Source organism: Pseudomonas sp. NMI760_13 (assembly GCF_021283245.1).
GTDB lineage: Bacteria > Pseudomonadota > Gammaproteobacteria > Pseudomonadales > Pseudomonadaceae > Aquipseudomonas > Aquipseudomonas peradeniyensis.
Map to the genome: position 1 here is coordinate 53747 of NZ_JAJSRC010000017.1, position 24250 is coordinate 77996.

The following is a 24250-nucleotide window of genomic DNA, read 5'->3' on the forward strand; positions in this document are numbered from 1 at the left end:
CGGCCGCCGTGCACCTGAGGATTCCCTGATGACCGATGCCCCCGCCGCCGAGGCGACCGAAGAACAAGCCCCGGAAAGCGCCCCGCTGCCCTGGGCAGACCTTGCCGCCGAGCATTTCCAGTTGCTGCGCCTGGCGCCGCTGCCGACCGACCGCAACAGCGGCGCCCGCCCGCTGCGTTTCGTCCAGTTCGGCTACGCCGAGCGCCACGACAAGGCCCACAGCCTGCTGCGCATGGAAATCCGCCTGCCGGGGCAGAAGGTGCGCAAGGAACAGAACCAGCTGGATATCCGCGTCGACCACGAAGCGCGCACGGTGCGTATCGGCGACCCGGCCGGTCTGCAGCTGGAACCGCTGAACCGTGGCCTTGGCCGCTACCTGCTGGCGCAGGCGGTGCAGTGGCTGCAGCAGCGTTGCTCGCACTACCGGGTCGAGGGCATGAGCCTGCCGAACAAGGACGCCCTGAACGAAGACACCCGCCTGCGCCGCGACCATGTGTTGGGCAGCGTTGGCCTGTCGGTAGAGTACACCGACGGCCAGTTGCTCAAGGGGCGCGTGGTGGAGACGCCGGTGGGCCAGCTCAAGGGCGGCTGGAACACCGAGAAGGTGCAGCGCGTGGACAACCTCGAGGCCGCCGGCATGCTGCAGCAGGCCGAGCAGAACCTGATGGAGAAGGAAGCCCAGCTGCGCGAGCGTGACGAGCGGGTGGCCAAGTACCGTCGCGAGGACAGCGGCCTGCGCTTCACCATCACCTGCCTGGTGGCGTTCGCGGTGTTCCAGGCCGGGTTGCTGATCTGGATCGCCACCCGCTGACCTGCCCTGCGCGATCCGTGTAGGAGCGGCCTCGTGCCGCGAAAGGGTCGCAAAGCGGCCCCGGCGATCTTTGCATCAACACTGATATCCTGGGGCCGCTACGCAGCCCTTTCCGGCCGGTCCGACGCCTCGGCAAGGCCGCTCCTACAGCAGGGGGCGGTGTGAATCCTTCAGACCCGCGCCTTGAACAGCTCCTGATGCTGCCGGCACTGCTCGGCGGTCAGCATGAACACCCCGTGGCCACCGCGCTCGAACTCCAGCCAGGCGAAGTCCACCTCGGGATAGAGCGACTCGACATGCACCTGGCTGTTGCCCACCTCGACGATCATCAGGCCCTTGTCGGTCAAGTGGTCGGCCGCCTCGGCCAGCATGCGCCGCACCAGGTCCAGGCCATCGTTGCCGCAGGCCAGGCCCAGCTCGGGCTCGTGATGGTACTCGGCCGGCATGTCGCCGAAATCCTCGGCGTCGACATACGGCGGGTTGGACAGGATCAGGTCGAAGCGCTGCCCCGGCAGGCCAGCGAAACCATCGCCCTGCACGGTGTACACCCGCTCATCGAGGCCATGGCGCTCGATGTTCTGGTTGGCCACCTCCAGCGCGTCGAAGGACAGGTCGGCCAGCACTACCTCGGCATCCTGGAACACCTCGGCGGCGACAATGCCGATGCAGCCGGAGCCGGTGCACAGGTCGAGGATGCGCGCAGGCTCGCCGGCCAGCCACGGCTCGAAGCGTTTCTCGATCAACTCGCCGATGGGCGAGCGCGGCACCAGCACCCGCTCGTCGACGATGAACGACATGCCGCAGAACCAGGCCTCGCCCAGCAGGTAGGCGGTGGGCACGCGTTCTTCGATACGGCGCTTGAGCAGGTGCTGCAGGCGTACCGTTTCGTCATCCTCGAGCGCGCAGTCCAGGTAGCTGTCGGCTACCTCCCAGGGCAGATGCACCGCGCCGAGCACCAGCAGGCGAGCTTCGTCCCAGGCGTTGTCGGCACCGTGGCCGAAGAACAGTTCATGCTCATGGAAGCGGCTGACCGCCCAGCGGATATGGTCGCGCAGGGTGCGCAGGCGGGATGTGATCACGGGGTACTCCTTTTCAGACAGGACAAAAGTCTAACAGCCCACACCGCACATTTGTTTCCTCTGATAGCCAAACCGATAGCCACAAGCCAGCAACCACGCTGTCTGCGCTGTCAACCATTCACATTGGCGTCAAGGCAAGGGAGAATAGGCGTACAAAAGCCCTACCCAAGGAGCCCTTGATGTCCGTTCCAACCACGATGTTCCGCCTCACTGGCCGCGACTACCCGCCGGCCAAGCTGGGCCAAGCCAGCCTGATCGTCATCGACGCGCAGAAGGAATACCTGAGCGGTCCGCTGGCGCTGTCGGGCATGGACGAGGCCGTGGCGAACATTGCCAGGTTGCTCGATGCCGCCCGCAAGGCCGGTCGCCCGATCATCCACGTGCGCCACCTCGGCACCGTCGGCGGTCGCTTCGACCCCCAGGGGCCGGCCGGCGAGTTCATCCCGGGCCTGGAGCCACTGGCCGGTGAAACCATCATCGACAAGCGCATGCCCAACGCCTTCAAGAACACCAAGCTGCACGAGACGCTGCAGGCCTTCGGCCCGCTGGACCTGATCGTCTGCGGTTTCATGAGCCACTCCAGTGTCAGCACCACCGTGCGCCGCGCCAAGGACTATGGTTATCGCTGCACCCTGGTGGAAGACGCCTCGGCGACCCGCGACCTGGCCCTGAAGGACACCGTGATCCCCGCCGCGCAGATCCACCAGTGCGAGATGGCCGTGATGGCCGACAACTTCGCCTGCGTCGCCCCCACCGCCAGCCTGGTCTGAGCCACGACCGCCCGGCGGACGGGCGGAACCCCGAGGTGACCCGCAGGTCGAAATCCGGATCAGCTCTACCAGATCCTGAGGAATTCGAATGAAGCTCAAAGGCAGTTTCGATGCCAAGCGCCTGCGCCAGCGCGAGCCGAGCAACTGGGGCGCGCGGGTTGCCGCCGCTTTCTCGGTGCTGCTGGCCACCCTGGGCATTTTGCTCGCCATGGCCGGTTTCGCCGGCCTGCTGGGCAATTACGCAGCGCTCGCCGAGCTCAATGCCAACCGCCCGCTGTCGGCGATTCTCGTCGTGGTCGGGTTGTTGCTGTTGTGGATCGGCGTGCGCGTCTGGCGACGCAGCCGCATCCGCCTGCGCCGTGGCCGCGAGCTGAACCTGTCGCCGCACCTGATGAAGAAGCACGACTGACAGATTTACACCGCCCCCCTGTAGGAGCGGCCTTGCCGAGGCGTCGGACCGGCCGGAAAGGGCTGCAAAGCAGCCCCAGGATTTTCGCTTCGATGCATAGCTCGCCGGGGCCGCTTTGCGGCCCTTTCGCGGCACGAGGCCGCTCCTACACAAACCGCGCGCAGCTCAGGGCTTCACGCCGACGCGCAGTCGCGTAAACTACGCCGCCCACGTGGAGGCACCATGCAAGACGACGATTTTTCCCTCTTCCGCAGCCAAGTGCAGGGCGTCAAGCCGATCAAGCACGACCGCGCCGAAGTCGGCAAACCCAAGGCCGACCGCAAGCAGCTGGCCGGCCTGCGCCAGGCGGCGACCATCCGCAGCGACCAGGCGTTGGTGATCGACGGCCTGTCCGACCAGTTCGTCATCGACGTCGGCGCCGAGGATGAACTGATGTGGCGCCGCGACGGCGTCCAGGAAACCCAGATCCGCAAGCTCAAGCTCGGCCAGATTGCCTTCGAGGGCAGCCTCGACCTGCACGGCATGAGCGTCGAGAAGGCCCGCGAGACGCTGTGGGCCTTCATCGCCGAGGCGACCAAGCTCGAAGTGCGCTGCGTGCGCGTCACCCACGGCAAGGCCGCGCGCCTGGACGGCAAGCGCCCGATGATCAAGAGCCACGTCAACACCTGGCTGCGCCAGCACCCGCAAGTGCTCGGCTTTGCCTCGTGCCAGGCCCGCCACGGCGGCACCGGCGCGGTGTACGTGATGCTCAAGCGAACCATGCTCGAAGGGCGCGACGAGTGACATCGCGCTTGCAGCGCCGCCGTCGCCGCCGTACCCTTCGTCTTTGCGAAAAATCCCACAGGTAGATCCATGTCCCTGGAACAGAACTACACCGCGATTCTCAGCCAGATCGGCGAGGACGTCTCCCGCGAGGGCCTGCTCGACACGCCCAAGCGGGCCGCAAAGGCCATGAAGTACCTTTGCCGCGGTTATGAGCAAACCCTGGAAGAAGTCACCAACGGCGCGCTGTTCACCTCCGACAACAGCGAAATGGTGCTAGTCCGGGATATCGAGCTGTACTCGATGTGCGAACACCACATGCTGCCGTTCATCGGCAAGGCCCACGTGGCTTACCTGCCCAAGGGCAAGGTGCTGGGCCTGTCCAAGGTGGCGCGGATCGTCGACATGTACGCCCGTCGCCTGCAGATCCAGGAAAACCTCAGCCGCCAGATCGCCGAGGCCGTGCAGCAGGTAACTGGCGCCGCGGGCGTGGCGGTGGTCATCGAAGCCAAGCACATGTGCATGATGATGCGCGGTGTCGAAAAGCAGAACTCGACCATGCTCACCTCGGTGATGCTCGGCGAGTTCCGCGACAACGCCTCCACCCGCAGCGAGTTCCTCAGCCTGATCAAGTGATCGGCCTGTATCCCGAGCCGACCCCATGGGTCGGCTTTTTCATTTCAGGAGTTGCCCATGATCGTCAAAGCCCTGCGGGTCGGCCTCGGCCAGCTAATCGTGTTCGGCGACTGGATCAGCCGCCCGGCGAAAAAGCAGCGCGATGCCGCGGCCCAGGCCCAGGTCGAGCAGCAGACCAAGGGTCTGGCGCTGTACCAGTTCCATGCCTGCCCGTTCTGCGTGAAGACCCGCCGCACCCTGCACCGCCTGAACGTGCCGGTGGCACTGCGCGATGCCAAGAACGACGCCCAGCACCGCCAGGCGCTGCTCGAAGGCGGCGGCCGGGTGAAAGTGCCGTGCCTGCGGATCGAGGAGGACGGCAAGGTGACCTGGATGTATGAATCCAAGGACATCATTGCCTATCTGGACAAACGCTTCGCGGCGGTCTGACCCGCACGCACGCCCCACACTGTAGGAGCGGCCTTGTGCCGCGAAAGGGCTGCGCAGCAGCCCCCGGTCTCAGCGTCGACGCCTCAATCGCCGGGGCCGCATTGCGGCCCTTTCCGGCCGGTCCGACGCCTCGGCAAGGCCGCTCCTACAAAGGCGGGGCGACAGCGAGTCAATCCACCATCGGCACATGCCGTGGATGGCTGGCCACCCGCGCCAGCCAGGCCTGCACGGCCGGGTAACCCGCCAGGTCGAAACCGCCCTGGTGCGCCACATGGGTATAGGCGTACAACGCCACATCGGCGATCGAATACTGCTCGCCAACCAGGTAGGGCGTCATTTCCAGCTGCTTGTTCATCACCTTGAGCGCCTTGTAGCCGCCCTTGTGCAGCCCCTTGTATTCCTCCAGCCGGTCCTGCGGCAGCCCCAGGTAGAACTGGATGAAACGCGCCACGGCAATGTACGGCTCGTGGCTGTACTGCTCGAAGAACTGCCACTGCAGCACCTGGGTACGCAGGCGTGGTTCGCTGGGCAGGAACTCGCTGCCATCGGCCAGGTAGTTGAGAATCGCGTTGGACTCCCACAGGCAGGTGCCGTCCTCGAGCTTGAGCACCGGCACCTTGCCGTTGGGGTTCATGGCCAGGAACTCGGGCGTTTCGGTTTCGCCCTTGAGAATATCCACCGGGTGCCACTCATACGGGCGGTCGAGCAGGCTCAGCATCAGCTTGACCTTGTAGCAGTTGCCCGACTGGTAATCCCCATACACCTTGTACATCGCCCCTCCCCTTTCACGCAGTTGCGCAGTAATACCCCATAGTTGGCGACTGTACGGCTAAATGCAATGCCTGCTGTATGGCAAGGATCACGCCATTGCACGGTAGCCTGAAAAAACTGCTTACACCTGCACAAGGAATTCCCCATGACCGATGCCACCTCCGCGCGCCTGCGGCCGCTGGCGGACAGCTCCCCGTCGGCGGTCGTCGCCGGCTTCATCGCCATGCTCACCGGCTATACCAGCTCGCTGGTGCTGATGTTCCAGGCCGGCCAGGCCGCCGGCCTGACCAGCGCGCAGATCTCGTCGTGGATCTGGGCCCTGTCGATCGGCATGGCGGTGTGCAGCATCGGCCTGTCGCTGCGCTACCGTACCCCGGTCACCGTGGCCTGGTCGACACCCGGCGCGGCGCTGCTGATCACCAGCCTCGGTGGCGTCAGCTACGGCGAGGCCATCGGTGCCTATATCACCTGCGCCGTGCTGGTGCTGGTGTGCGGCCTGACCGGCAGCTTCGAGCGCCTGGTGCGGCGCATCCCCGCTTCGCTCGCCTCGGCCCTGCTGGCCGGCATCCTGTTCAAGATCGGCAGCGAGATCTTTGTCGCCGCCCAGCACCGCACGGTGTTGGTGCTGGGGATGTTCTTCAGCTACCTGCTGGTCAAGCGCCTGTCACCGCGCTACTGCGTGCTGGCCGCGTTGCTGGTCGGCACGGCATTGTCCGGCGCCCTGGGGCTGCTGGACTTCAGCGGCTTCCAGCTGGAGATCGCCACCCCGGTGTGGACCACGCCGAGCTTCTCGCTGGCGGCGACCATCAGCATCGGCATCCCGCTGTTCGTGGTGGCCATGACTTCGCAGAACATGCCCGGCGTCGCCGTGCTGCGCGCCGACGGCTACCAGGTGCCGGCCTCGCCGCTGATCTCGGCCACCGGGTTCGCCTCGCTGCTGCTGGCGCCGTTCGGCTCCCACGGGATCAACCTGGCGGCGATCAGCGCGGCGATCTGCACCGGGCCGCATGCCCATGAAGACCCGGCCAAGCGCTACACGGCAGCGGTCTGGTGCGGGATCTTCTACGGTATCGCCGGCACCTTCGGCGCGACCCTGGCGGCGCTGTTCGGCGCCCTGCCCAAGGAGCTGGTGCTGTCGATCGCCGCCCTGGCGCTGTTCGGTTCGATCATGAACGGCCTGAGCGTGGCCATGGGCAAGGCACGCGAGCGCGAGGCGGCGCTGATCACCTTCATGGTTACGGCGTCGGGCTTCACCCTGTTCTCGATCGGCTCGGCGTTCTGGGGAATCGTGGCGGGGGTGCTGACCTTGCTGATTCTCAGTCCGCGCAGGGGCTGACAACGCTATCGCGGGGCAAGCCCGCTCCCACGCCCAGACCCCGTGAGCGGGCATGCGTGGGAGCGGGCTTGCCCCGCGATAGGGCCGCCACAGCCAATCACAGCCTGAAGTGCCCCACCATCCCCTTCAGGTCATTGCCCAGCTGCGCCAACTCGACGCTTGAGCGGGCATTGTCCTCCATCGCCAGCGCCGCCTGGTCGGCACTGCCACGGATCTGCGTGACGCTGCGGCTGATCTCCTCGGCGACCGAGCTCTGCTGCTCGGCCGCCGCGGCGATCTGCTGGTTCATCTGCTGGATCAACGACACCGCCGCGGCGATGCTGCCCAGGGCGCTCTCGGTCTTCAGCGTGTCGGCCACCGCCAGGCGCACCAGCTCCGTGCTGCCACGAATCTGCGTCACCGACTGCTGGGCATTGCTGCGCAGGCTGGCGACCAGCCGCTCGATCTCCTCGGTAGACTGCCGAGTACGCCGGGCCAGGGCGCGCACCTCGTCGGCCACCACGGCGAAGCCCCGGCCCTGCTCGCCGGCGCGGGCCGCCTCGATCGCCGCGTTGAGCGCCAGCAGGTTGGTCTGTTCGGCCACGCTCTTGATCACCTCGAGCACGTCACCGATGGTATGGATCTCGGCGCTGAGGCTGTCGATACCGCTGCTGGCGGTCTCGGCTGCCACCGCCAGCTGCTCGATGCGCTGCATGCTCTGGCGCACCACCTGCTGCCCCGACTCGACCTTGTCGTCGGCATCCTGTGCCGCCTGGGCCGCCTGCTCGGCGTTGCGCGCCACGTCATGGACGGTGGCGGTCATCTGCTGCATGGCAGTGGCCACCTGCTCGGTCTCATCCTTCTGGCTACCGACTTCGCGGTTGGTCTGCTCGGTGACCGCCGACAAGGCCTGGGCGCTGCCGGCCAGCTGATCGATGCCCTGCTGCAGGCCACTGACGATGCCGGACAGCCCCTCGGCCATCTGCTGCATGGCCTGCAGCAGCTGACCGACCTCGTCGGCACGCGGCGGCTCGGCCTCGATCCCCAGCTCGCCCGCGGCTATGCGCCGGGCACGGCTGATCACCCGCTTGAGCGGCGCGACCACGGCCCGGGTGATCAACCAGGCCGCCAGCACGCCCACCAGCAGTGCCAGGGCCGTGGCCGCGGCGATGGCCACGGTGTTGCGCGCAAGCTCCGCCTGCATGGCCTGCTCCTGGGCGAGGTAGGCCTGGTCGACCCGCGTGGTGACCTGCTCGGCCCGGGCCTGCAACTGATCCTTGATACCCCGCTCCTGGCCCAGCAGGTCGGTGTACTCGTTGAGCTTCTCGGAGAAACTGGCGATATGCCCGGCCACTTCGCCCAGCACGCTCTGGTAGCCGGCATCGGTCACCGCCGACTTGAGCTGGTCCACCAGGCCGGCGGCCTCCACCGTCTGGGCGATGCGCCCCTCGGCGACAGCCTCGCCGCCCTTGCGGCTCTGCTCCAGGCGCACCCGGGCCTCGTCCATGGCTTGCAGCATCAGCCGCGACACCTGCGCCACCTGTCCGGCCTGCTCAAGGAACTCGCCGCCTTGCTGGCCCTGGGACTGCTTGAGGGTGTAGGTGCCGTCGTCGGCCAGGCCGGCCTGCAGCACATCGAGGTTGTTGGCCACGCTCGATACCGACCAGCTGGCCATGTCCAGCGCCAGCTCCTTGGCCTGCACCGCCTGGACGAACTGGTCGAAGGCCTGCCCGTAGGCACTGAGGTCGGCCTCGGCGGAAGTCAGCGCAGGCGCGGCGCGGGCCCGCTCCACCAGCCCTTGAAGGCCCATGCGCAGGGCATCGGCCTCCTTGATATCCGAACGCAGGGCGAAGGCCTGCTCATGTTGGCGCAGCTTCAACAGGTCGGTATTGAACTGGGCCATCTGCCGCAGCCCCTCGAAGCGCTGGCCGACGTTGGCCAGGGCGTATACGCCGATGGCGGCCACCACCAGAGTGAGCAGCAACACCAGGGCAAAACCCAGGCCCAGCTTGCGCGCCATGCCCAGGTTGGCCAATACACCGTGCTTGGTCGCCGTCATCACCGCCCTCCTCGCTTTTTGGCCCTCCGCCGGCGACAAGAGTGACAATGGCGCCGACCTGGTCACAAGGGCCGCGTGCGCGAATGGTGTCATTTAGCTATGAGCGTGTCGCTTTCAGACCGCCAAAGGTCGCCCTGCATGCCGGAAGAACGCCTGGGCCCGGGAATCCTGCCCATAGGCGACATTGATCCGTAGCCAGTCACTGGCCCGCCCCTGCGGATCGAAAGCGCTGCCCGGGGTGAGCAACACCGCATGCTCCAGCGCCAATCGCTCCAGCTCGGCAAAGTCGCGTCCGGGCACCCGGGCCCAGACGAACATGCCGCCGACCGGCTCACAGAACACCTCCCAGCCACAGGCCTCCAGTTGCCCCAGCGTCCTGGCCCGGTGCTGCCCCAGGCGCAGCCGCAGGCGCTGCACACTCTTGCGGTAGCCGCCATTGGCAAGCATCTGCCCGACCACCTGCTCGGCGAAGCGCGAAGTGCCGATGCCGGCGACCATCTTCAGTTCGGCCAGGCGCGCGATCAACGGTGGGTCGGCCACCAGATAGCCGACCCGCAACGAACTGCTGAGGGTCTTGGAGAAGCTGCCGATGTAGATCACCCGCTGCTCGCTGTCGAGGGTCGCCAGGCGCGTGGCCGGACCGTCCTGGAAATCCGCGTACAGATCGTCCTCGACGATCCGCAGGTCATGCTCGCGGGCCAGTTCCAGCAGGCGGTAGGCGACCCTGGGCGTCAGGCAGCTGCCGGTCGGGTTCTGGTACAGGCTGTTGATGAACAGGCAACGGGGCTGGTACTCGGCCAGCAACTGCTCAAGCACCACCAGGTCCGGGCCAGTGGCAGTGCGCGGCACCTCGAGCATGTGCACACCGTGCACGCGCAGCAAGTTGTACAGGTTGTAGTAGCCGGGGCGCTCCACCAGCACCGTGTCACCCGGTTTCAGCAAGGTCCGCACCAGCAGGTCGAGGGCATGGCTGGCGCCCTGGGTGGTGAGGATCCGCTCCGGCTCGGCGGCAATATCCAGCCGCGCCAGCCCCTTGTGCAGTTGCAGGCGCAGGCTGGCCAGGCCCTGGGGCGGGCAGTAGTCGAACAGCGCCTCGGGCGCGCCGCGGCTGACCTGGCGGATGGCCTGGGCCAGCTCGGCTTCGGCCCGCCAGGCCACCGGTAGCCAGCCGCAGCCGAGCTTGAGCAATTGTTCATGCCCTTCGCGAAACTGCCGCCAACTGCCGTCGATTGCCTCGCCCCAGGGCTCGCCGGGGTCGGGCCGCAAGCCCGGCTTGCGCTCGGCGACGAAGAAGCCCGCGCCATGTCGCGCCTCCAGCCAGCCGTTGGCCGCCAGGCGGTCGTAGGCCTCGATCACGCACGAGGCGCTTACCGACTGCGCCTTGGCCAGCGCGCGGATCGACGGCAGGCGCGCGCCGGGGCGCAGGCGCTGCTGTTCGATCCAGGCCTGCAGGTGCTCGGTCAGCTGCTGGACCAAGGGGGTGGGAAGGTCGCGATCAAGATGAAAATGCATGGCAAGTGTTCGCTGTTTTCAGGCAAACAGTTAAGCATAAATGCCCCGCGAGTGTGCCTTGGCGAGCACCGCTGCCAAGGCCGATGCTGCCAGTCACCGTCACTGCCTTGCGGATCCGTCCCGATGCCCACTCGTAATGCCCCTGCCCTGCTGGCTTTCGCCCTGTGCCTGATCACCCTCGCGGTGAACCTGCAGGCCCCGCTGTACATCGCCTACGCCGACCTGTCCGGGCAAGGCGCGGCGGCGACCGCCGTGGCCTTCTCCGGCTATGTGCTCGGCGTGCTGCCGGTGCTGCTGGCCCTCGGCGGCCTGGCCGACCGGGTAGGTCGGCGCCCGCTGATCCTGGTCGCGCTAGCCCTGTCGATGGTCGCCACGCTGCTCATGCTGCTGGCGCCGAGCCTGCAGATGCTGGGCTTGGCGCGCCTGTTCCTGGGCCTGGGCACAGGCCTTGCCTCGGCCACCGCCACCGCCTACATGAGCGAACTGATGGCGCCGGATGCCAGTGGCCGCGCCGCCACCTGGGTCACCGCCAGCACGTCGCTCGGTTTCGGCCTGGGCGCGGCACTGACCAGCCTGTTCCTGCTAAGCGGGCCGACCCTCACCCCCGGCAGTTTCCACCTGCAGCTGGTGCTGGCCGCCGTCGCCCTGCTGCTGGTCTGGCGCCTGCCCGACCCTCGCCCGGCGCAGCGCAGCGCCATGCTGCGCCTGCCCTGCTACCCCGCCGGCAGCCTGGCCTACGGCCTGGCGATCCTTCTGGCCTGGGCCTGTGTCGGGCTGGTCATCGCCCTGCTGCCGGGAATCCTGCGTCAGCATGGGCTGAGCGCCTGGTCGGGGTTCTCGACCTTTTGCGTGATCAGCTGCGGCTTGCTGTTCCAGCCGCTGGCGCGGCGCCTGGCCAGTGCCCAGGCGACCTTGCTGGGGCTGCTGATCCTGCCGTGCAGCTACGCGCTGCTGGCCTGGGGGGCTGACAGCGGCAATCTGCTGGGTGTGCTGCTGGGCGCCGTGGCTGCGAGCAGCGCCTGCTATGGCTTTATCTACCTGGGCGGATTGGCGGCGGTGAACGAGCAGGCCGGGAGCGAGAAGCCCCGGGCCAGTGCCGGGTTCTTCCTGCTCGCCTACCTGGGGTTCAGCCTGCCGGTGATCTTTACCGGATTGCTCAGCGATCGGCTGGGATCGCGCATGGCGCTGGAAGTGTTCGGCGGCGTCCTGCTGGTGGGCTGTGCCGCCGTGGCATTGGGCCTGTGGAAAACCTCGCGGGCCTCTTCGCGGGTAAACCCGCTCCCACAGGGGTCGAATTAGTCGGTCAGATCGCTAAGGCGCCGCCATCGACAGTCAGGCTGTGCCCCGTCGTGAACGCCGCGCCATCGCTGCACAGGTACAGCACCGCGCTAGCGATCTCCTCGACCTTGCCGATGCGCCCGACCGGATGCATCGCCGCGGCAAACTCGGCCTTGCGCGGATCGGCCTCGTAGGCGCGGCGGAACATGTCGGTATCGATCACCGCCGGGCACACCGCGTTGACCCGAATGCCCTTCTTCGCATACTCGATGGCCGCCGACTTGGTCAGGCCGATCACCGCATGCTTGGATGCCGCATAGATGCTCATCTTCGGTGCCGCCGACAGGCCGGCCACCGAGGCCGTGTTGACGATGGCGCCGCCGCCCTGGGCCAGCAGCAAGGGCAGTTGGTACTTCAGGCACAGCCACACACCCTTGACGTTGACCCCCATGATCGCATCGAACTCCGCCTCGCTGCCCTCCGCCAGCCGCCCCTTCTCGATCTCGATACCGGCGTTGTTGAAGGCGTAGTCGAGGCGGCCATAGGCCTTGATGACCTGCTCGTGCAGCTGGCGCACGTCACTGTCACGGGTGACGTCGCAGGCGACGAACAGCGCCTCGCCGCCAGCCTGGCGGATCAGCGCCACGGTGGCTTCGCCCCCGCTCGCGTCACGGTCGGCCACCACCACCTTGAGCCCTTCGGCGGCGAATGCCTGGGCCGTCGCCCGGCCGATACCCGCCGCGCCACCGGTGACCAGGGCAACCTGGCCGGAGAAAGTCATGCTCATCACTGGCTCCTGCAAAAGGATGGGAAGTCGTGGCTGAGTCTAGTCAGGGCACCGCCGGGCTGGGCAGCATCATCAAGGGCACGGTTGGACTACTATCGTTCGCGGTGATCTTGCGTGACGCGGCCCATTCAACCCGCCGATCATCACCCCCTCACACTCGTTCAGGAGAACTCGCCATGCCCCACACCAACCGCCGCTTCCTGCTGACCCGCCGCCCGGTCGGCGCCGTGCGCCGTGACGACTTCACCTACGAGCAGGTGCCCGCCAGCGAGCCGGGGGAAGGCCAGGTGCTGGTGAAGAACCTCTACCTGTCGCTGGATCCGGCCATGCGCGGCTGGATGAACGAAGGCAAGTCGTATATCCCACCCGTGGGCCTGGGCCAGGTCATGCGCGCCCTCGGCGTCGGCGAGGTGGTCAGCTCCAATCACCCGGACTACAAGCCCGGCGACCATGTCAGCGGTGCCCTTGGCGTACAGGACTACTTCACCGGCGAACCCCAGGGCCTGCACCGGATCGACCCGCGCCTGGCGCCCCTGCCCCGCTACCTGTCCGCCCTGGGCATGACCGGCATGACCGCCTACTTCGCCCTGCTCGATGTCGGCCAACCCAAGGCCGGCGAAACCGTGGTGATCTCCGGCGCCGCCGGCGCGGTCGGCAGCATTGCCGGGCAGATCGCCAAGCTCAAGGGCTGCCGCGTGGTGGGCATCGCCGGGGGCGCGCAGAAGTGCCAGTACCTGCTGGATGAACTGGGCTTCGACGGGGTCATCGACTACAAAACCGAAGACGTACTGGCCGGCCTCAAGCGTGAGTGTCCCAATGGCGTGGATGTGTACTTCGACAACGTCGGCGGCGATATCCTCGATGCCGTGCTGTCGCGCCTGAACTTCAAGGCCCGGGTGGTGATCTGCGGCGCCATCAGCCAGTACAACAACAAGGAAGCGGTCAAGGGCCCGGCCAACTACCTGTCGCTGCTGGTCAACCGTGCGCGCATGGAAGGCTTCGTGGTGATGGACTACGTCAAGGAGTACGGCAAGGCCGCGCAGGAAATGGCCGGCTGGCTGGCCAGCGGCAAGGTGAAGAGCAAGGAGGATGTGGTGGAAGGCCTGGAGACCTTCCCCGAGACGCTGCTCAAGCTGTTCAGCGGGGAGAATTTCGGTAAGTTGGTGCTGAAGGTCTGAGATCAGCAGCCAAGCGCTTTGTGGGAGCGGGCTTGCCCCGCGATGGCGATTGCCTGGGCTGACGCCATCGCGGGGCAAGCCCGCTCCCACAGTCCCTGATTCAACCGCGGATTTCAGCCACCACGGCAGCCAGTGCCTTGGCCGGATCTGCCGCCTGGCTGATCGGACGCCCGATCACCAGGTAATCGGAACCGGCGTCCAGTGCCTGACGCGGCGTCAGAATCCGGCGCTGGTCATCCTGGGCACTGCCCGCTGGGCGAATACCCGGGGTCACCAGCTGCAGCGACGGGTGCGCCGCCTTCAGTGCCGGCGCTTCCAGTGCCGAGCACACCAGGCCGTCCATGCCGGCTTTTTGCGCCAGCGCCGCCAGGCGCAGCACCTGCTCCTGCGGATCGACATCCAGGCCGATGCCGGCCAGGTCCTCGCGCTCCATGCTGGTCAGCACGGTCACGCCGATCAGCAGCGGCTGCGGGCCGCTGCGCTTGTCCAGCTCCTCACGGCAGGCCGACATCATGCGCAGGCCACCGGAGCAGTGCACGTTGACCATCCACACACCCATCTCGGCCGCGGCCTTGACCGCCATGGCGGTGGTGTTGGGGATATCGTGGAACTTGAGGTCGAGGAACACTTCGAAGCCCTTGCCGCACAGGGTTTCGACTATCCCTGAGGCGCTGCTGGTGAACAGTTCCTTGCCCACCTTGACCCGGCACAGGGCGGGGTCGAGCTGGTCGGCCAGCTTCAGGGCGGCGTCACGGGTGGGGAAATCCAGGGCGACGATCAGGGGCGTCTGGCAGGCGGACATGGGCAGGGTCTCTTGGCAAGTCGTAAACGGCGCGCATTGTAAACGAAGTGGCGCGGGGTTTGGGGGCCGCGGGTCATGAGATTTGGCCCGGGCGGGGGCGGCTCCTATAATTGAACCAACGGCTGCGGCAATGGCTCGAATGCCATGTAAGCGGTGCCCTATACGCTTTCAGGAGAATCTCGATGCCTTGGTATGCCTGGTTGATACTGCTTGTTGCTCTCGGGTCGATTGTCGGCGGGTTGATGCTGCTGCGGGATACGGCGAAGAAGTTGCCGCTGACCGAGGAGCAGTTGAAAAAGGTGCATGAGCGCAACGCCGAGGCGGATGCGAAGGATGCGGCAGACCGCTGACAGGCGGTAGAAAGCCGACCGATGCATGATCGGCCGGCTAGCCGAGGTTAATCCACCCTCAGCTTTTCACGGTTGCGTTCCAGCAGCGCATTGCCGATACCCTTGATCTCCAATAGCTCGTCGACCGATTGGAAAGGGCCGTGCGCCTCGCGATAGGCCACGATAGCCTCGGCCTTTGCCTTGCCGATGCCATTGAGCTCGCTCTGCAGGGTCGATGCATCGGCCTGGTTGAGATCAACCTTTTCCGCTGCTACCGATGACGCGGCAGCTCGCGGTTCGACCTGTTCGACAGCGGGCGCCGGCGCCGCTGCTGGCGCAGCGGAAAGAGTGAATGACAGGCAAGTGAAGAGTGGTAGCAACAGATAGGTCAGTACATTGTTTCGCATGATCAAAGACTCCTTGGTCCAGGATTTCAGAGGCAGCGTTCCTTGGCTGCCTCTAAACCCTAGTCGCTCTGGATGTCCGATCAAGATGCCGGTGCCGGGGAGATTATTTCCAGATCATTCCAGCAGTGCGTCGCCCCTGGGTGTCAGGGATCCATGCGTCGCTGCAGATGGATCCAGTCCACGATCTCGCTGTCCGGGGAATAACCGCTGACCATTTCGCGCAACAGTTGACGAACCGCAACGTAATCATCCGCCTGGACGGCGCCTTGCAGTCGAATCAACTGTTCCTTGAGCACGGACCAATCCAGGAAGTCCTCGTCGGCACTCATGATCATCGGATGCCGGGTGGAAACCACATTGTCCCCGATCAGTAATTCTTCATAGAGTTTCTCGCCGGGCCGCAATCCAGTGAACTCGACGGCGATGTCGCCATTGGGATTTCGCTCCGAGCGAACACTGAGGCCAGAAAGGTGAATCATCTTCTCCGCCAGCTCGACGATCTTCACCGGCTTGCCCATGTCCAGCACGAACACATCCACTCCCAGCCCCATGGACCCCGCCTGGATAACCAACTGCGCGGCCTCGGGAATGGTCATGAAATAACGGGTGATCTTCGGATGGGTTACGGTCAGCGGACCACCCGACTTGATCTGCTTGTGGAAAAGTGGAATCACCGAACCCGAGGAACCCAGTACGTTGCCGAATCGGACCATGGTGAATCTTGTCCGATTGACATGGGATAGATTGCTGCTGCGACCAAACAGGACAGGAGCAGACTCACGGCTCAAGGCCTGCAGGATCATTTCCGCCAGACGCTTGGTACTGCCCATGACATTGGTTGGACGCACTGCCTTGTCGGTGGAGATCAATACGAAGTTCGAAACGCCTGCCTGCAACGCAGCCTGTGCCGTGTTGAGCGTTCCGAATACGTTGTTCAACACACCTTCGGCGATATTGTGCTCGACCATGGGTACATGCTTGTAGGCAGCGGCATGGTAGACCGTATCGATATGCCAGGTACGCATGACATCAAGCAACTGGTCAGGATTGCGAATGGAGCCCAGGATCGGCAGCACCCTGACAGGCAGCGACTCACGGGCAACCCGTTGCTCCAGCTCGCTGAGGATGCTGTAGAGATTGAACTCGCTGTGTTCGAACAGCAGCAGATTCTTCGGGCGAAGACTCAGTATCTGACGGCAGAGCTCGGACCCGATCGACCCGCCGGCTCCGGTTACCAGAACGGACTGGCCGACAACACAGCGCTCCAGCAGCTCGTCCTGGGCTGGCACCGGGTCACGTCCAAGCAGATCGGCAATGTCGACCTCCTGGATATCATCGACCTTGACCTGACCACGGGCCAGGTCCATGAAGCCAGGCACACTACGCACATGCAAAGGGAAACCTTCGAGGAAGCCAAGTATCTCACGGCGACGCGCACGGGTCGCCGAAGGAATGGCCAGCAGGATTTCCTCGGCGCCGGTCAGGTCCAGCATTCTCTGGATATGCTTGGGTTTGTAGACTTGCAGCCCGGCGATCACCCGGTCACTGATACTTACATCATCGTCAATGAAAGCCACCGGCCGCATCAACCGGCCCATGCGCAATGCCGCAACCAACTGGTTGCCGGCAGCGCCTGCCCCGTAAACCGCAACCTTCGGCAAACCGTCATCACGATTGGTGAAGGGCACGTGCTTGGCCGCTGCGAACCAGTCGCCGAGGAAATATTGGCGCATCACAAGGCGCAGACCGCCCAGGAACACCAGGCTCAACCACCAGTAGTTGAAGATGATCGAACGCGGCACCACCGCTTGATGGTTGCTGTACCAGTAGACCACCAGGGCAAGGATCAACGACGAAAGGCTGACGGCCTTGGCAATGGCGATCAGCGCATCGTTACCGAAATATCGCATGACCGCACGGTACATGCCGAAGCGGATGAACAACGGAATCGCCACAATCGGGGCGGCGATAAAGAGCCACAGGTGCTCCTTGATCGGATTGGACAGCTCTTCGACCCCCAGGCGAACGAGAAATGCCAGCCACAAGCTCCCCCAGACCAGCACGACGTCAGTTGCCACCTGCAACAGCCTTTTGTATCGCCGAGGCAACCCTAGCAATGCGGACCGAAAACTATCCATAACCCCTTTCAAAATCATTCTCCTCTTACCTGAACCTTAGCCGCACTCGCAACTGTAGTGGCGGGCATGATCAATGCCGCCGGGGCCCTTTGGACACTCATGCTGGCGACTTGTCGACGATTTCCCTTTGCCCCGCCTTGAACTTGACCGCAAGCGCGAGGAGCGGTGCATAAGCCAAGATCACGCCAACCAATGCATCCACATGCCCCAATGCCACGACGGCCGCCCAAGGCAGCAGCCAGAGCAGATTGATGGCCGTCACGGCCAGCGTGACGGGACGGTGCTTGCCAAATTGTCGCGAAGCATACTGGTAGGCATGGCTTCGGTGCGCTTCATAGACCTTGTCGCCACGCAACAGCCGACGAGCCAGGGTAAAGGTGGCATCGACAATGAAAACACCCATCAGGATGATCCACGACCAGAGCAGCACGGGGTCGCCGTTCGCGGCATGCAACGACAGCAGCGCCAACTGGATTCCCAGGAAACCACTGCCTGCGTCGCCCATGAAAATACGCGCCGGCGGGAAATTCCAGAACAGGAAACCAGCCACGGCCAATGCAAGCAAGGCTGGTGCCCACACCATTGATGAAGCGCCGCAAGCGACATAGATGACGCATGCACCCAAACAGACCGTTATCGCCTGAAGGCTAGCCAAGCCATCGATACCGTCCATGAAATTATAGAGATTAAGCATCCACACAATGTAGAAAGCCGCCAGCACGTAGGTAACCAGGCTGATGTCCAGTGTCGCGCCCAGGACCACCAGCTTTGGAGCATTACCTAGCCAGAACAACACCCAGCAGGCTGCGGAAAAATGTCCCAGCAATCGCCACCGGGCTGCAATATGGCCATGGTCGTCGAGAAATCCGATTACCGCCACCAGGCCGCAGCCACCCAGAGAACCGATCAGCAGCCCCGTCGAGATGAGATCGAGGCCGTAGGCAACCGGCAATGCCGCGAGGAACGCCAGCACGATTGCCACACCACCACCGCGTGGCGTGGGAACGGAGTGAGAACTGCGGGCATTGGGAACATCGATGATGCTTCGGGCAATTGCATAACGACGCAACGCCCCTGTCAGCAAGTAAGAAACCAGCAGAACAGCAATGGGAAGGATCCAGTAACTCATCGAATGGGGTTTTCCAGGAAATGTTTTGCAGTGATGCCGAGCGCTTCCTCCAGTGACACCGGCGGCTCCCAACCGAGCATCTGGCGTGTCTTGGAGATATCGACCTGAAGCGAGCCGCAGAGACGTTGTGACAGCGCCCGCTTACCCAGCAGATTGGCCCCGAGGGTCAGTAGCGAGCTCGGAACCGGTATCAACCTGGCCGGTTTGCCCAGGGCGACCGACATCTTCTGCAGCAGCTCCGTGGTGGAAACGTCATGGCCGTCACTCACCAGAAACACTTGGTTGGCTGCCGCCGGGTGCGAGCAACACAACACGATCAGGTCGACGAGGTTGTCCAGGGCCACGAGGCTGCGCTTGTTATGTATGGCACCGAAAGGCAACGGAATCTGTTTGTCGAGCCAACGCATCATGTTGTGGAAGTTGGCCTTCACCCCAGGTCCGTAAACCAGCACAGGCCTGATGACGACGATCTCCATGCCCAGGTCACGTCCCAGCTTCATCAACTGCTCTTCCGCTTCCTGCTTGGACACCCCGTAAGGGTCCGAGGGCGAGGCATCATCATCTGCATGGTAGGGCCGCCCCAAAGGCGTTCCCTCGCCATTGACCTTGATCGAGCTGATAAAGACAAAGCGCTTTACCCCAGCCTGGGCGGCGCGCCGGGCAAAGGCGAGCGTTGCCTCGACATTGACCTTGCGAAATTCCGCCAGCGGGTCGGCGGCGACCTCGTTCATCACATGCACCCTGGAGGCACAATGAATCACTACATCAAATGGCCGCTCAGCCTGAGGCCAGGCAGATTCGCTTGCCAGGTCATCGAACAGGTGTGGCTCAACCCCGGCGGGCAATGGTGTTGATTGCTGGCGCACTGCCGCAACCACCTCTACCGGCATCGTCGCCAATCGCTTCAACACACCTTGACCAACAAATCCGGAACCGCCTGTTAACACTATGCGCATCGTACCATCGCCCCTTGTCCTTTCTACTTGCGGCGTCATTGGCGGTCCATGATCGCCTTGATGAACACCTGCATTTCCCCAACCACCAGATCCTGCGAGAAGTCCCGGCGAGCCCTCTGCAGACCAGAGAGCGCGAGCCTATCACGAAGTACCGAGTCGCCATGAAGCCGGGTGAGAACCTCGCGGATCTGCGCAATGTCGCCTGCTTCATGGAACAGCCCGGTGACGTCTTCCTCGACGGCATCGGTCAATCCGTAGATTCGCGAGACCATGCTGGGCACCCCCACCGCTGCGGCCTCGATCACCGCCAGGCCAAAACCTTCCCGGTAGCTGGGCATGCAAAACACGTCGGCCATTGCCATGTAGTGCTCAGGTGTACGGGTGAAGCCCACACGGTGAAAACGGTCCTGGCAAGATTGCAGGATGGCCGCCAGCGACTCATCGATACCCTCATCGTCAGGTCCGACAACCAGCAGGTGGGCATCGGCATACCCTTCGCCAAGCGATGCAAAGGCTTGGGCGAGATCCAGAATCCCCTTGGCCGTATTGACCCGTCCAAGAAACAGGAAAACCTTGGCGTTTTCGGCGATGTTCATCTCGCTACGCATTTGCGCGGCACGCTGCGGATCCGGCTTGAAGCGCTCGATATCCACGCCACTGATGGAGCCTTTGCCAAGCACCCTGATCTTGTCTCTGGCGACGATCTTTGACTCGATCAGGAAATCTCTTTGCGAATGACTGTCCGTCAGCAGGTGCGTTGCGGCGCCAGCCAGGAGACGGTCAAGGAACATCAGGAAGCGACGCCCCAGCCCACGCCGGGTGAACCAGACCTGCCCGGTAAAGATGTGCACGCGGCACCGTGTCGCCGACAGCCACCCCGCCAACATGGCGACAAGCCCTGACTTGGGCATCAGGGAAAGCACGCAGTCGTAACGACGCTGCATCAGGATTCGCCAAAGCCGGTACAGCGAGATCACGTCACGCTTGAGGGAGATCTTGCGTTCGATGGCATAGGGAATGAAGTCGACATGCTCTCCCAGCAGCGCCTCGACGTCATGGCGCGTACCGGGCACCACCAGTGTCACATCGTAGTTCGCGGAAAGACGCTTGATATGCTCGCGCATGAAGACATGCAAAACGACAGGGACCGTGGCAACCAAACAGATTTTCTTACGCGGCCGCATTTGTGTTTCCAAACGACTCACTACCCTTCAGATTGAATGATAATTACAGACAAGGTCTCGCCGGTCAGTTCACAACTTCTGGCAGCGACCACAGCAGCCCTCGACGTCATGCAACCGCTCCCTGCATGCGGTTCAGCCTAGATTGGCGTCTGGCGTCACGCTCCTGCTGCCCGGCGAACAGATAGAGGGAAACGGCAAAGATCGGCATGACTTGCAGCCCCTTGAAATTAATGATCACGAAGATCAAGAACAGGGCCAACGCAAAAACCTTGATATCACGACTTTTCTCATAGCGCCCGCCGAACAGGACGGGCACGAGATAAAAGCAATTCAGCAACATAAAAACGACGATAGAACCAAAACCGGAAAAATACAAAAGTCGCAGATAGCCGACATCTGTCCCTTTGTAGAACCCCAACTCAGAAGTGTCTTCAGAAAAATAGCGGCCATCACCATACAGGTAGGTGGATAGCTGATCAGGGAATATATACATCTCCGACAACGACTGGACGCTGTCACTGTGCAACTCACCCTTGGTTACGATATTCCTGAAGATTTCAGTGGCTTGGTACAAGGGCCCAGACGTTACATAGAAGCTCAGCACCACCATCGTGACGACCGACAGCAATAGTAGAACCTTCAGTCCCAAGCCACGACGGCTCAGCCCCAGGATGGCGAAAGGAATAATTGCACTACGAGCAACTGCCATCGCGATGGGGAAGATCATGATGACGAGCAAACTCTTCAGGAAGCTTTTCTGTGAAATGAGCAGATAGTAAAACACCGTGATGACCAACGTAAGCGCGCCATCCACATGAAACAAGCCAAAGCCCAGCGCACGCAACCCGTAAATATGCTGGAAGACCTCCGCCGAGCGTGGTGATATAAAGCCCAGCAGCGTGGTGTACACGTCCCTGTCTAGGATCGATATGATCGCCAACGCGCACTGCAGGAAAATCCAGGCCAGCAACGCAGACGGTCGCTTGGTCAAGACGCGGTGAATGACATAACCGAAAAATATATTCAGAAAGATCTTGCTGGACACCACAAAGTGAAAGAACAGATCACCAGGCGCTCCCGCAGATGCCACCAGCGCCCCCCCGAGCAGCCAGCCACCAAAAAGCAACAGGAAGGCAATTGCGAACCCACCATTACTCATCAGCAACCTGAAAAAGCCCAACATATAGAAGGGCATGAGCAATACCGCCATCGGTACCTCGGTGCCATAGACACGCGGAAACCCAATGGTCACCGTCAGTACCAACAGAGCAAGTAGAAAAGAACCTTTTCTCTCCTGCTGCCCAGCGCTGCTCATGTCTACAGCTGTTGTCATTGGGTTGCTCATCCAGCTACCACACTCACTTTGATCTTCCCCACTATCCTTTGAACGGTTTGCCGCAGCCTTCTGCCCTGCACATCACCGCCGCCCGAATGACCATACCTTTGCAATCCGGAAAATCGTCACGGGCCACGTTCATGGCATGCGCCATGATCCACGCTAATGGAAGATGCTTGGAAAGGCGCCGCCGGCGCCGTTCCTGACTTGGTAAAAACGACCTGGCAGATAGCATGAACAAACTCCGCTGCGGCCAACCTAGATATCAATATGCCTGTACCTCTACGGGCACTTCACCAGAGGAGCAGGTGATCCTCCATACTACCGCATATCTGTCTTTGCCAGAGTCGCCAGAGGACAACCACCCGCAACCTGCCTTTACACCAGCAAGCGCCGGCCTGCCCCCTTAGCGCGGGTCGACCTCGATGAGGTCATCGCGGCGGCGAGCAACAGCCTGCGGGGCCAACGGCTCAGTGCCAGCACTCCTCGCCTGCATACCAGCGATCAGCAGGTGACGAGCCAGCGCGATACCCGCGCCTACCACCAGGCCTACAAGCAACCCACCGATCCCGAGCAACCACTTGCTGGGTGAAACCGGGTCAAGCGGATTGACGGCACGCTGGTCGACACTGACCAACTTGAGGTCCTTGGCCTGCAAGCTCACTTGTTCCAAGGCGAACCGCTCAGCCTTGATGCTTGCAATATCCTGCAGGTACAAATCTGCCTGTTTTCGCTGCTCCAACGCCTCAACCTCTCGATTGCGGTCAAGCAACTGCAGCTCCTTGGCAATCTGCGGAATTCGCGTGTCGGCAAAGTCGTCGGAGCGGCGCTGGAGCAATGCCGCGCGCTCAGCCTCAAGGGCATCGGAGCCCAGGAAGTACAGGGGGTCACGACTGGTTACGTCGGCAACCACGACATTCGTTGCGTTGACTCCAGCACTGCCGGCTATCGAAGCCGGGGTCGACGGACGCTTGATGCCAAGCCGCCGAGCGATGAGCAACGCCTCATCCAGCTGCGCGATACGATTGGCGCGCAGGGTTTTCAGCTCGGTTCGGCGTGCGCGCATCTCATCAAGCAGTTGGGCACGTTTTACCGCATCCCGCTCACTCAGCGAGGCGATTTGAACCTCCTTGAGCATCTCGTAGGAAACTCTCGACTTCTCGAGCCGGGTATCCAGTTCCTTGAGCCGGTTGGCCACGACGGTAATGACATCCCTATCGATTCGCTCGCGCTCGACCAGTGTGGCCTGCTCTATCAAGCCGTCGATAATGGCAACCCCGTCGTCGCCGGCACGGTAGGTGAGGTCGAGGGTGAGCGCCTCGGGGCTTCCCTCGCCATTCGACGCACTGCTGCGGCGTACCTGAAAGGCATTGCGACCGAAGAGCTCGAAGCGTTGCTCCACGCTCAAGCCTGGAACCTGGAAAGAATTGAACTGTTCTGGATGGGCCTGGAAGTAGGCAAAGCGGGTGTCGTAAGACTCAAGTGCAGCACCGACCCGCTGCAGCGCCTGTTCAGGCTGAAGCTTGTAGACACCGGACCGATTCAGGGCATCCAGCTCGAACTGGGCGACTGGACGCAGGACGCTGGTGACCCGATAGCTGGGGGTCGCCATGTACCCATAGGCCAATGCAGCCAACGTAGTCACCGCCATCGTGCCGAGGATCAGACGCTTGCCCCGCCACAATGCGACCCCTGCGCTGAAGAGATCCAAACCTGAGGCGCCCACCACTGGAAAACGATTGATAACAGTCACGATCGACCTGCCTTAGAGCTGAAGGAATACTGCGGCAGGACCCATCCCATGGCTTGGCGTAAGGCATATCCGTGCCACTTTGTGGAAATGCAGGCCGTGCCCGCATGCAAGGAAAGGCTCGCATTATGGCAGCGAACGCCATTTATACAAGCAGCAGGCAGCGCCCTTGGCTACCACACAGAGTTGACAGTACAGTGTCACCCTCCCGCGTACCATGCTCGAAAACCTGGCGCCTCGAAGACAGGAAATTTCCTACGCAAGCCAAAGAAAAATCAAACCATCCCACCGCGCTCCGCAAGTTCACCTGAAGACACTGGAGGCTTGACTGGACGCCCAGACCGAAAATGCTGGACCTCCCCCCCTCAGCCTGCACATGGCCTACGGCCTGACTGAAGCATCACCGCCCGAGCGGGCGGCGCT

The 24250-nt window shown here is 63.2% G+C and carries 23 protein-coding genes and 1 pseudogene; 10 read left to right on the plus strand and 14 right to left on the minus strand.

The window, feature by feature from the left end; all coding sequences use genetic code 11:
• Window positions 1–28: 28 nt before the first annotated feature.
• Window positions 29–811: a hypothetical protein gene (locus LU671_RS17895; protein ID WP_203647602.1), complete on the plus strand. Its 783-nt coding sequence runs from the start codon at window positions 29–31 to the stop codon at window positions 809–811.
• Between the two features lie 170 nt (window positions 812–981).
• Here the strand turns inward: LU671_RS17895 and prmB are convergent, their stop codons facing one another.
• Entirely contained in the window at window positions 982–1890 is a 909-nt protein-coding gene (prmB, locus tag LU671_RS17900) for a 50S ribosomal protein L3 N(5)-glutamine methyltransferase (RefSeq protein ID WP_198742723.1), read from the minus strand.
• Window positions 1891–2069: 179 nt separating this feature from the next.
• Here prmB and LU671_RS17905 point away from each other — a divergent pair, with 179 nt between their 5' ends.
• From LU671_RS17905 to LU671_RS17925, 5 genes are all read left to right on the plus strand, one after another.
• Complete coding sequence (locus LU671_RS17905) at window positions 2070–2660, plus strand: cysteine hydrolase family protein (RefSeq protein ID WP_050704637.1); 591 nt, start codon at window positions 2070–2072, stop codon at window positions 2658–2660.
• Between the two features lie 88 nt (window positions 2661–2748).
• A complete protein-coding gene (locus tag LU671_RS17910; protein ID WP_186656052.1) occupies window positions 2749–3069 on the plus strand; it encodes a hypothetical protein in 321 nt (106 codons plus the stop codon).
• A gap of 222 nt (window positions 3070–3291) precedes the next feature.
• Entirely contained in the window at window positions 3292–3852 is a 561-nt protein-coding gene (locus LU671_RS17915) for a Smr/MutS family protein (protein WP_232856412.1), read from the plus strand.
• A 69-nt stretch (window positions 3853–3921) separates the two neighbouring features.
• The gene (gene folE, locus LU671_RS17920) at window positions 3922–4467 is read left to right on the plus strand and encodes a GTP cyclohydrolase I FolE (RefSeq protein WP_110736603.1); all 546 of its coding nucleotides are present in this window, start codon (window positions 3922–3924) and stop codon (window positions 4465–4467) included.
• Window positions 4468–4524: 57 nt separating this feature from the next.
• A complete protein-coding gene (locus LU671_RS17925; protein WP_232856413.1) occupies window positions 4525–4896 on the plus strand; it encodes a glutathione S-transferase N-terminal domain-containing protein in 372 nt (123 codons plus the stop codon).
• 169 nt (window positions 4897–5065) lie between these two features.
• Here LU671_RS17925 and LU671_RS17930 read toward each other — a convergent pair whose 3' ends face one another.
• Window positions 5066–5668: a glutathione S-transferase family protein gene (locus LU671_RS17930; RefSeq protein WP_110736600.1), complete on the minus strand. Its 603-nt coding sequence runs from the start codon at window positions 5666–5668 to the stop codon at window positions 5066–5068.
• 144 nt (window positions 5669–5812) lie between these two features.
• On the opposite strand from LU671_RS17930, the gene LU671_RS17935 reads away from it, so the two are divergent.
• Window positions 5813–7003, plus strand: a complete 1191-nt coding sequence (locus tag LU671_RS17935) for a benzoate/H(+) symporter BenE family transporter (protein ID WP_232856414.1) — start codon at window positions 5813–5815, stop codon at window positions 7001–7003.
• A gap of 97 nt (window positions 7004–7100) precedes the next feature.
• On the opposite strand, the gene LU671_RS29765 is transcribed toward LU671_RS17935, so the two are convergent.
• The 3 genes and pseudogenes from LU671_RS29765 to LU671_RS17945 all read right to left on the minus strand — a co-directional run bounded on the left by LU671_RS29765 (window position 7101) and on the right by LU671_RS17945 (window position 10553).
• Entirely contained in the window at window positions 7101–7973 is an 873-nt protein-coding gene (locus LU671_RS29765; protein WP_442964138.1) for a methyl-accepting chemotaxis protein, read from the minus strand.
• Window positions 7959–9134, minus strand: a pseudogene (locus LU671_RS29770) (HAMP domain-containing protein); the annotation flags it as partial. The gene LU671_RS29765 and the pseudogene LU671_RS29770, both read right to left, overlap by 15 nt.
• Before the next feature lie 21 nt (window positions 9135–9155).
• Window positions 9156–10553 carry an aminotransferase-like domain-containing protein gene (locus tag LU671_RS17945; RefSeq protein ID WP_232856416.1) on the minus strand — a complete coding sequence of 466 codons (1398 nt, stop codon included), beginning with the start codon at window positions 10551–10553 and terminating at the stop codon, window positions 9156–9158.
• A 123-nt stretch (window positions 10554–10676) separates the two neighbouring features.
• Here LU671_RS17945 and LU671_RS17950 point away from each other — a divergent pair, with 123 nt between their 5' ends.
• The gene (locus LU671_RS17950; protein WP_232856417.1) at window positions 10677–11852 is read left to right on the plus strand and encodes an MFS transporter; all 1176 of its coding nucleotides are present in this window, start codon (window positions 10677–10679) and stop codon (window positions 11850–11852) included.
• Window positions 11853–11856: 4 nt separating this feature from the next.
• On the opposite strand, the gene LU671_RS17955 is transcribed toward LU671_RS17950, so the two are convergent.
• Window positions 11857–12618 (minus strand): SDR family oxidoreductase, encoded by a 762-nt coding sequence (locus tag LU671_RS17955; RefSeq protein WP_232856418.1) that lies wholly within the window; start codon window positions 12616–12618, stop codon window positions 11857–11859.
• 176 nt (window positions 12619–12794) lie between these two features.
• Here LU671_RS17955 and LU671_RS17960 point away from each other — a divergent pair, with 176 nt between their 5' ends.
• Entirely contained in the window at window positions 12795–13796 is a 1002-nt protein-coding gene (locus tag LU671_RS17960) for an NADP-dependent oxidoreductase (RefSeq protein ID WP_232856419.1), read from the plus strand.
• 100 nt (window positions 13797–13896) lie between these two features.
• On the opposite strand, the gene pyrF is transcribed toward LU671_RS17960, so the two are convergent.
• Entirely contained in the window at window positions 13897–14598 is a 702-nt protein-coding gene (gene pyrF, locus LU671_RS17965) for an orotidine-5'-phosphate decarboxylase (protein WP_232856420.1), read from the minus strand.
• A gap of 182 nt (window positions 14599–14780) precedes the next feature.
• Between pyrF and LU671_RS17970 the strand changes: the two genes are divergently transcribed.
• The gene (locus tag LU671_RS17970) at window positions 14781–14948 is read left to right on the plus strand and encodes a DUF2897 family protein (protein ID WP_082337674.1); all 168 of its coding nucleotides are present in this window, start codon (window positions 14781–14783) and stop codon (window positions 14946–14948) included.
• A gap of 47 nt (window positions 14949–14995) precedes the next feature.
• Here the strand turns inward: LU671_RS17970 and LU671_RS17975 are convergent, their stop codons facing one another.
• From LU671_RS17975 to LU671_RS18005, 7 genes are all read right to left on the minus strand, one after another.
• Window positions 14996–15334, minus strand: coding sequence for a ComEA family DNA-binding protein (locus LU671_RS17975; protein WP_232856421.1), 339 nt, complete (start codon window positions 15332–15334; stop codon window positions 14996–14998).
• A gap of 143 nt (window positions 15335–15477) precedes the next feature.
• Window positions 15478–17472, minus strand: coding sequence for a polysaccharide biosynthesis protein (locus LU671_RS17980; protein ID WP_442964139.1), 1995 nt, complete (start codon window positions 17470–17472; stop codon window positions 15478–15480).
• Between the two features lie 97 nt (window positions 17473–17569).
• On the minus strand, window positions 17570–18601 hold the full coding sequence (locus LU671_RS17985; RefSeq protein ID WP_232856423.1) for an MraY family glycosyltransferase: 1032 nt from the start codon (window positions 18599–18601) through the stop codon (window positions 17570–17572).
• Window positions 18598–19596, minus strand: a complete 999-nt coding sequence (locus tag LU671_RS17990) for a UDP-glucose 4-epimerase family protein (RefSeq protein WP_232856424.1) — start codon at window positions 19594–19596, stop codon at window positions 18598–18600. Before LU671_RS17990 ends, LU671_RS17985 begins: the two co-directional genes overlap by 4 nt.
• Window positions 19593–20741: a glycosyltransferase gene (locus LU671_RS17995; protein WP_232856425.1), complete on the minus strand. Its 1149-nt coding sequence runs from the start codon at window positions 20739–20741 to the stop codon at window positions 19593–19595. Before LU671_RS17995 ends, LU671_RS17990 begins: the two co-directional genes overlap by 4 nt.
• A 106-nt stretch (window positions 20742–20847) precedes the next feature.
• Complete coding sequence (locus tag LU671_RS18000) at window positions 20848–22086, minus strand: hypothetical protein (protein ID WP_232856426.1); 1239 nt, start codon at window positions 22084–22086, stop codon at window positions 20848–20850.
• Window positions 22087–22483: 397 nt separating this feature from the next.
• Entirely contained in the window at window positions 22484–23830 is a 1347-nt protein-coding gene (locus LU671_RS18005) for a Wzz/FepE/Etk N-terminal domain-containing protein (protein WP_232856427.1), read from the minus strand.
• Between the last annotated feature and the right edge of the window lie 420 nt (window positions 23831–24250).

Bases quoted from the DNA above. Each gene is read 5' to 3' on its own strand.
- LU671_RS17895 (WP_203647602.1), top strand. From the start codon at position 29: ATGACCGATGCCCCCGCCGCCGAGGCGACCGAAGAACAAGCCCCGGAA.
- LU671_RS17905 (WP_050704637.1), top strand. From the start codon at position 2,070: ATGTCCGTTCCAACCACGATGTTCCGCCTCACTGGCCGCGACTACCCG.
- LU671_RS17910 (WP_186656052.1), top strand. From the start codon at position 2,749: ATGAAGCTCAAAGGCAGTTTCGATGCCAAGCGCCTGCGCCAGCGCGAG.
- LU671_RS17915 (WP_232856412.1), top strand. From the start codon at position 3,292: ATGCAAGACGACGATTTTTCCCTCTTCCGCAGCCAAGTGCAGGGCGTC.
- folE (WP_110736603.1), top strand. From the start codon at position 3,922: ATGTCCCTGGAACAGAACTACACCGCGATTCTCAGCCAGATCGGCGAG.
- LU671_RS17925 (WP_232856413.1), top strand. From the start codon at position 4,525: ATGATCGTCAAAGCCCTGCGGGTCGGCCTCGGCCAGCTAATCGTGTTC.
- LU671_RS17930 (WP_110736600.1), bottom strand. From the start codon at position 5,668: ATGTACAAGGTGTATGGGGATTACCAGTCGGGCAACTGCTACAAGGTC.
- LU671_RS17935 (WP_232856414.1), top strand. From the start codon at position 5,813: ATGACCGATGCCACCTCCGCGCGCCTGCGGCCGCTGGCGGACAGCTCC.
- LU671_RS29765 (WP_442964138.1), bottom strand. From the start codon at position 7,973: ATGCAGCAGATGGCCGAGGGGCTGTCCGGCATCGTCAGTGGCCTGCAG.
- LU671_RS17945 (WP_232856416.1), bottom strand. From the start codon at position 10,553: ATGCATTTTCATCTTGATCGCGACCTTCCCACCCCCTTGGTCCAGCAG.
- LU671_RS17950 (WP_232856417.1), top strand. From the start codon at position 10,677: ATGCCCACTCGTAATGCCCCTGCCCTGCTGGCTTTCGCCCTGTGCCTG.
- LU671_RS17955 (WP_232856418.1), bottom strand. From the start codon at position 12,618: ATGAGCATGACTTTCTCCGGCCAGGTTGCCCTGGTCACCGGTGGCGCG.
- LU671_RS17960 (WP_232856419.1), top strand. From the start codon at position 12,795: ATGCCCCACACCAACCGCCGCTTCCTGCTGACCCGCCGCCCGGTCGGC.
- pyrF (WP_232856420.1), bottom strand. From the start codon at position 14,598: ATGTCCGCCTGCCAGACGCCCCTGATCGTCGCCCTGGATTTCCCCACC.
- LU671_RS17970 (WP_082337674.1), top strand. From the start codon at position 14,781: ATGCCTTGGTATGCCTGGTTGATACTGCTTGTTGCTCTCGGGTCGATT.
- LU671_RS17975 (WP_232856421.1), bottom strand. From the start codon at position 15,334: ATGCGAAACAATGTACTGACCTATCTGTTGCTACCACTCTTCACTTGC.
- LU671_RS17980 (WP_442964139.1), bottom strand. From the start codon at position 17,472: ATGGATAGTTTTCGGTCCGCATTGCTAGGGTTGCCTCGGCGATACAAA.
- LU671_RS17985 (WP_232856423.1), bottom strand. From the start codon at position 18,601: ATGAGTTACTGGATCCTTCCCATTGCTGTTCTGCTGGTTTCTTACTTG.
- LU671_RS17990 (WP_232856424.1), bottom strand. From the start codon at position 19,596: ATGACGCCGCAAGTAGAAAGGACAAGGGGCGATGGTACGATGCGCATA.
- LU671_RS17995 (WP_232856425.1), bottom strand. From the start codon at position 20,741: ATGCGGCCGCGTAAGAAAATCTGTTTGGTTGCCACGGTCCCTGTCGTT.
- LU671_RS18000 (WP_232856426.1), bottom strand. From the start codon at position 22,086: ATGAGCAACCCAATGACAACAGCTGTAGACATGAGCAGCGCTGGGCAG.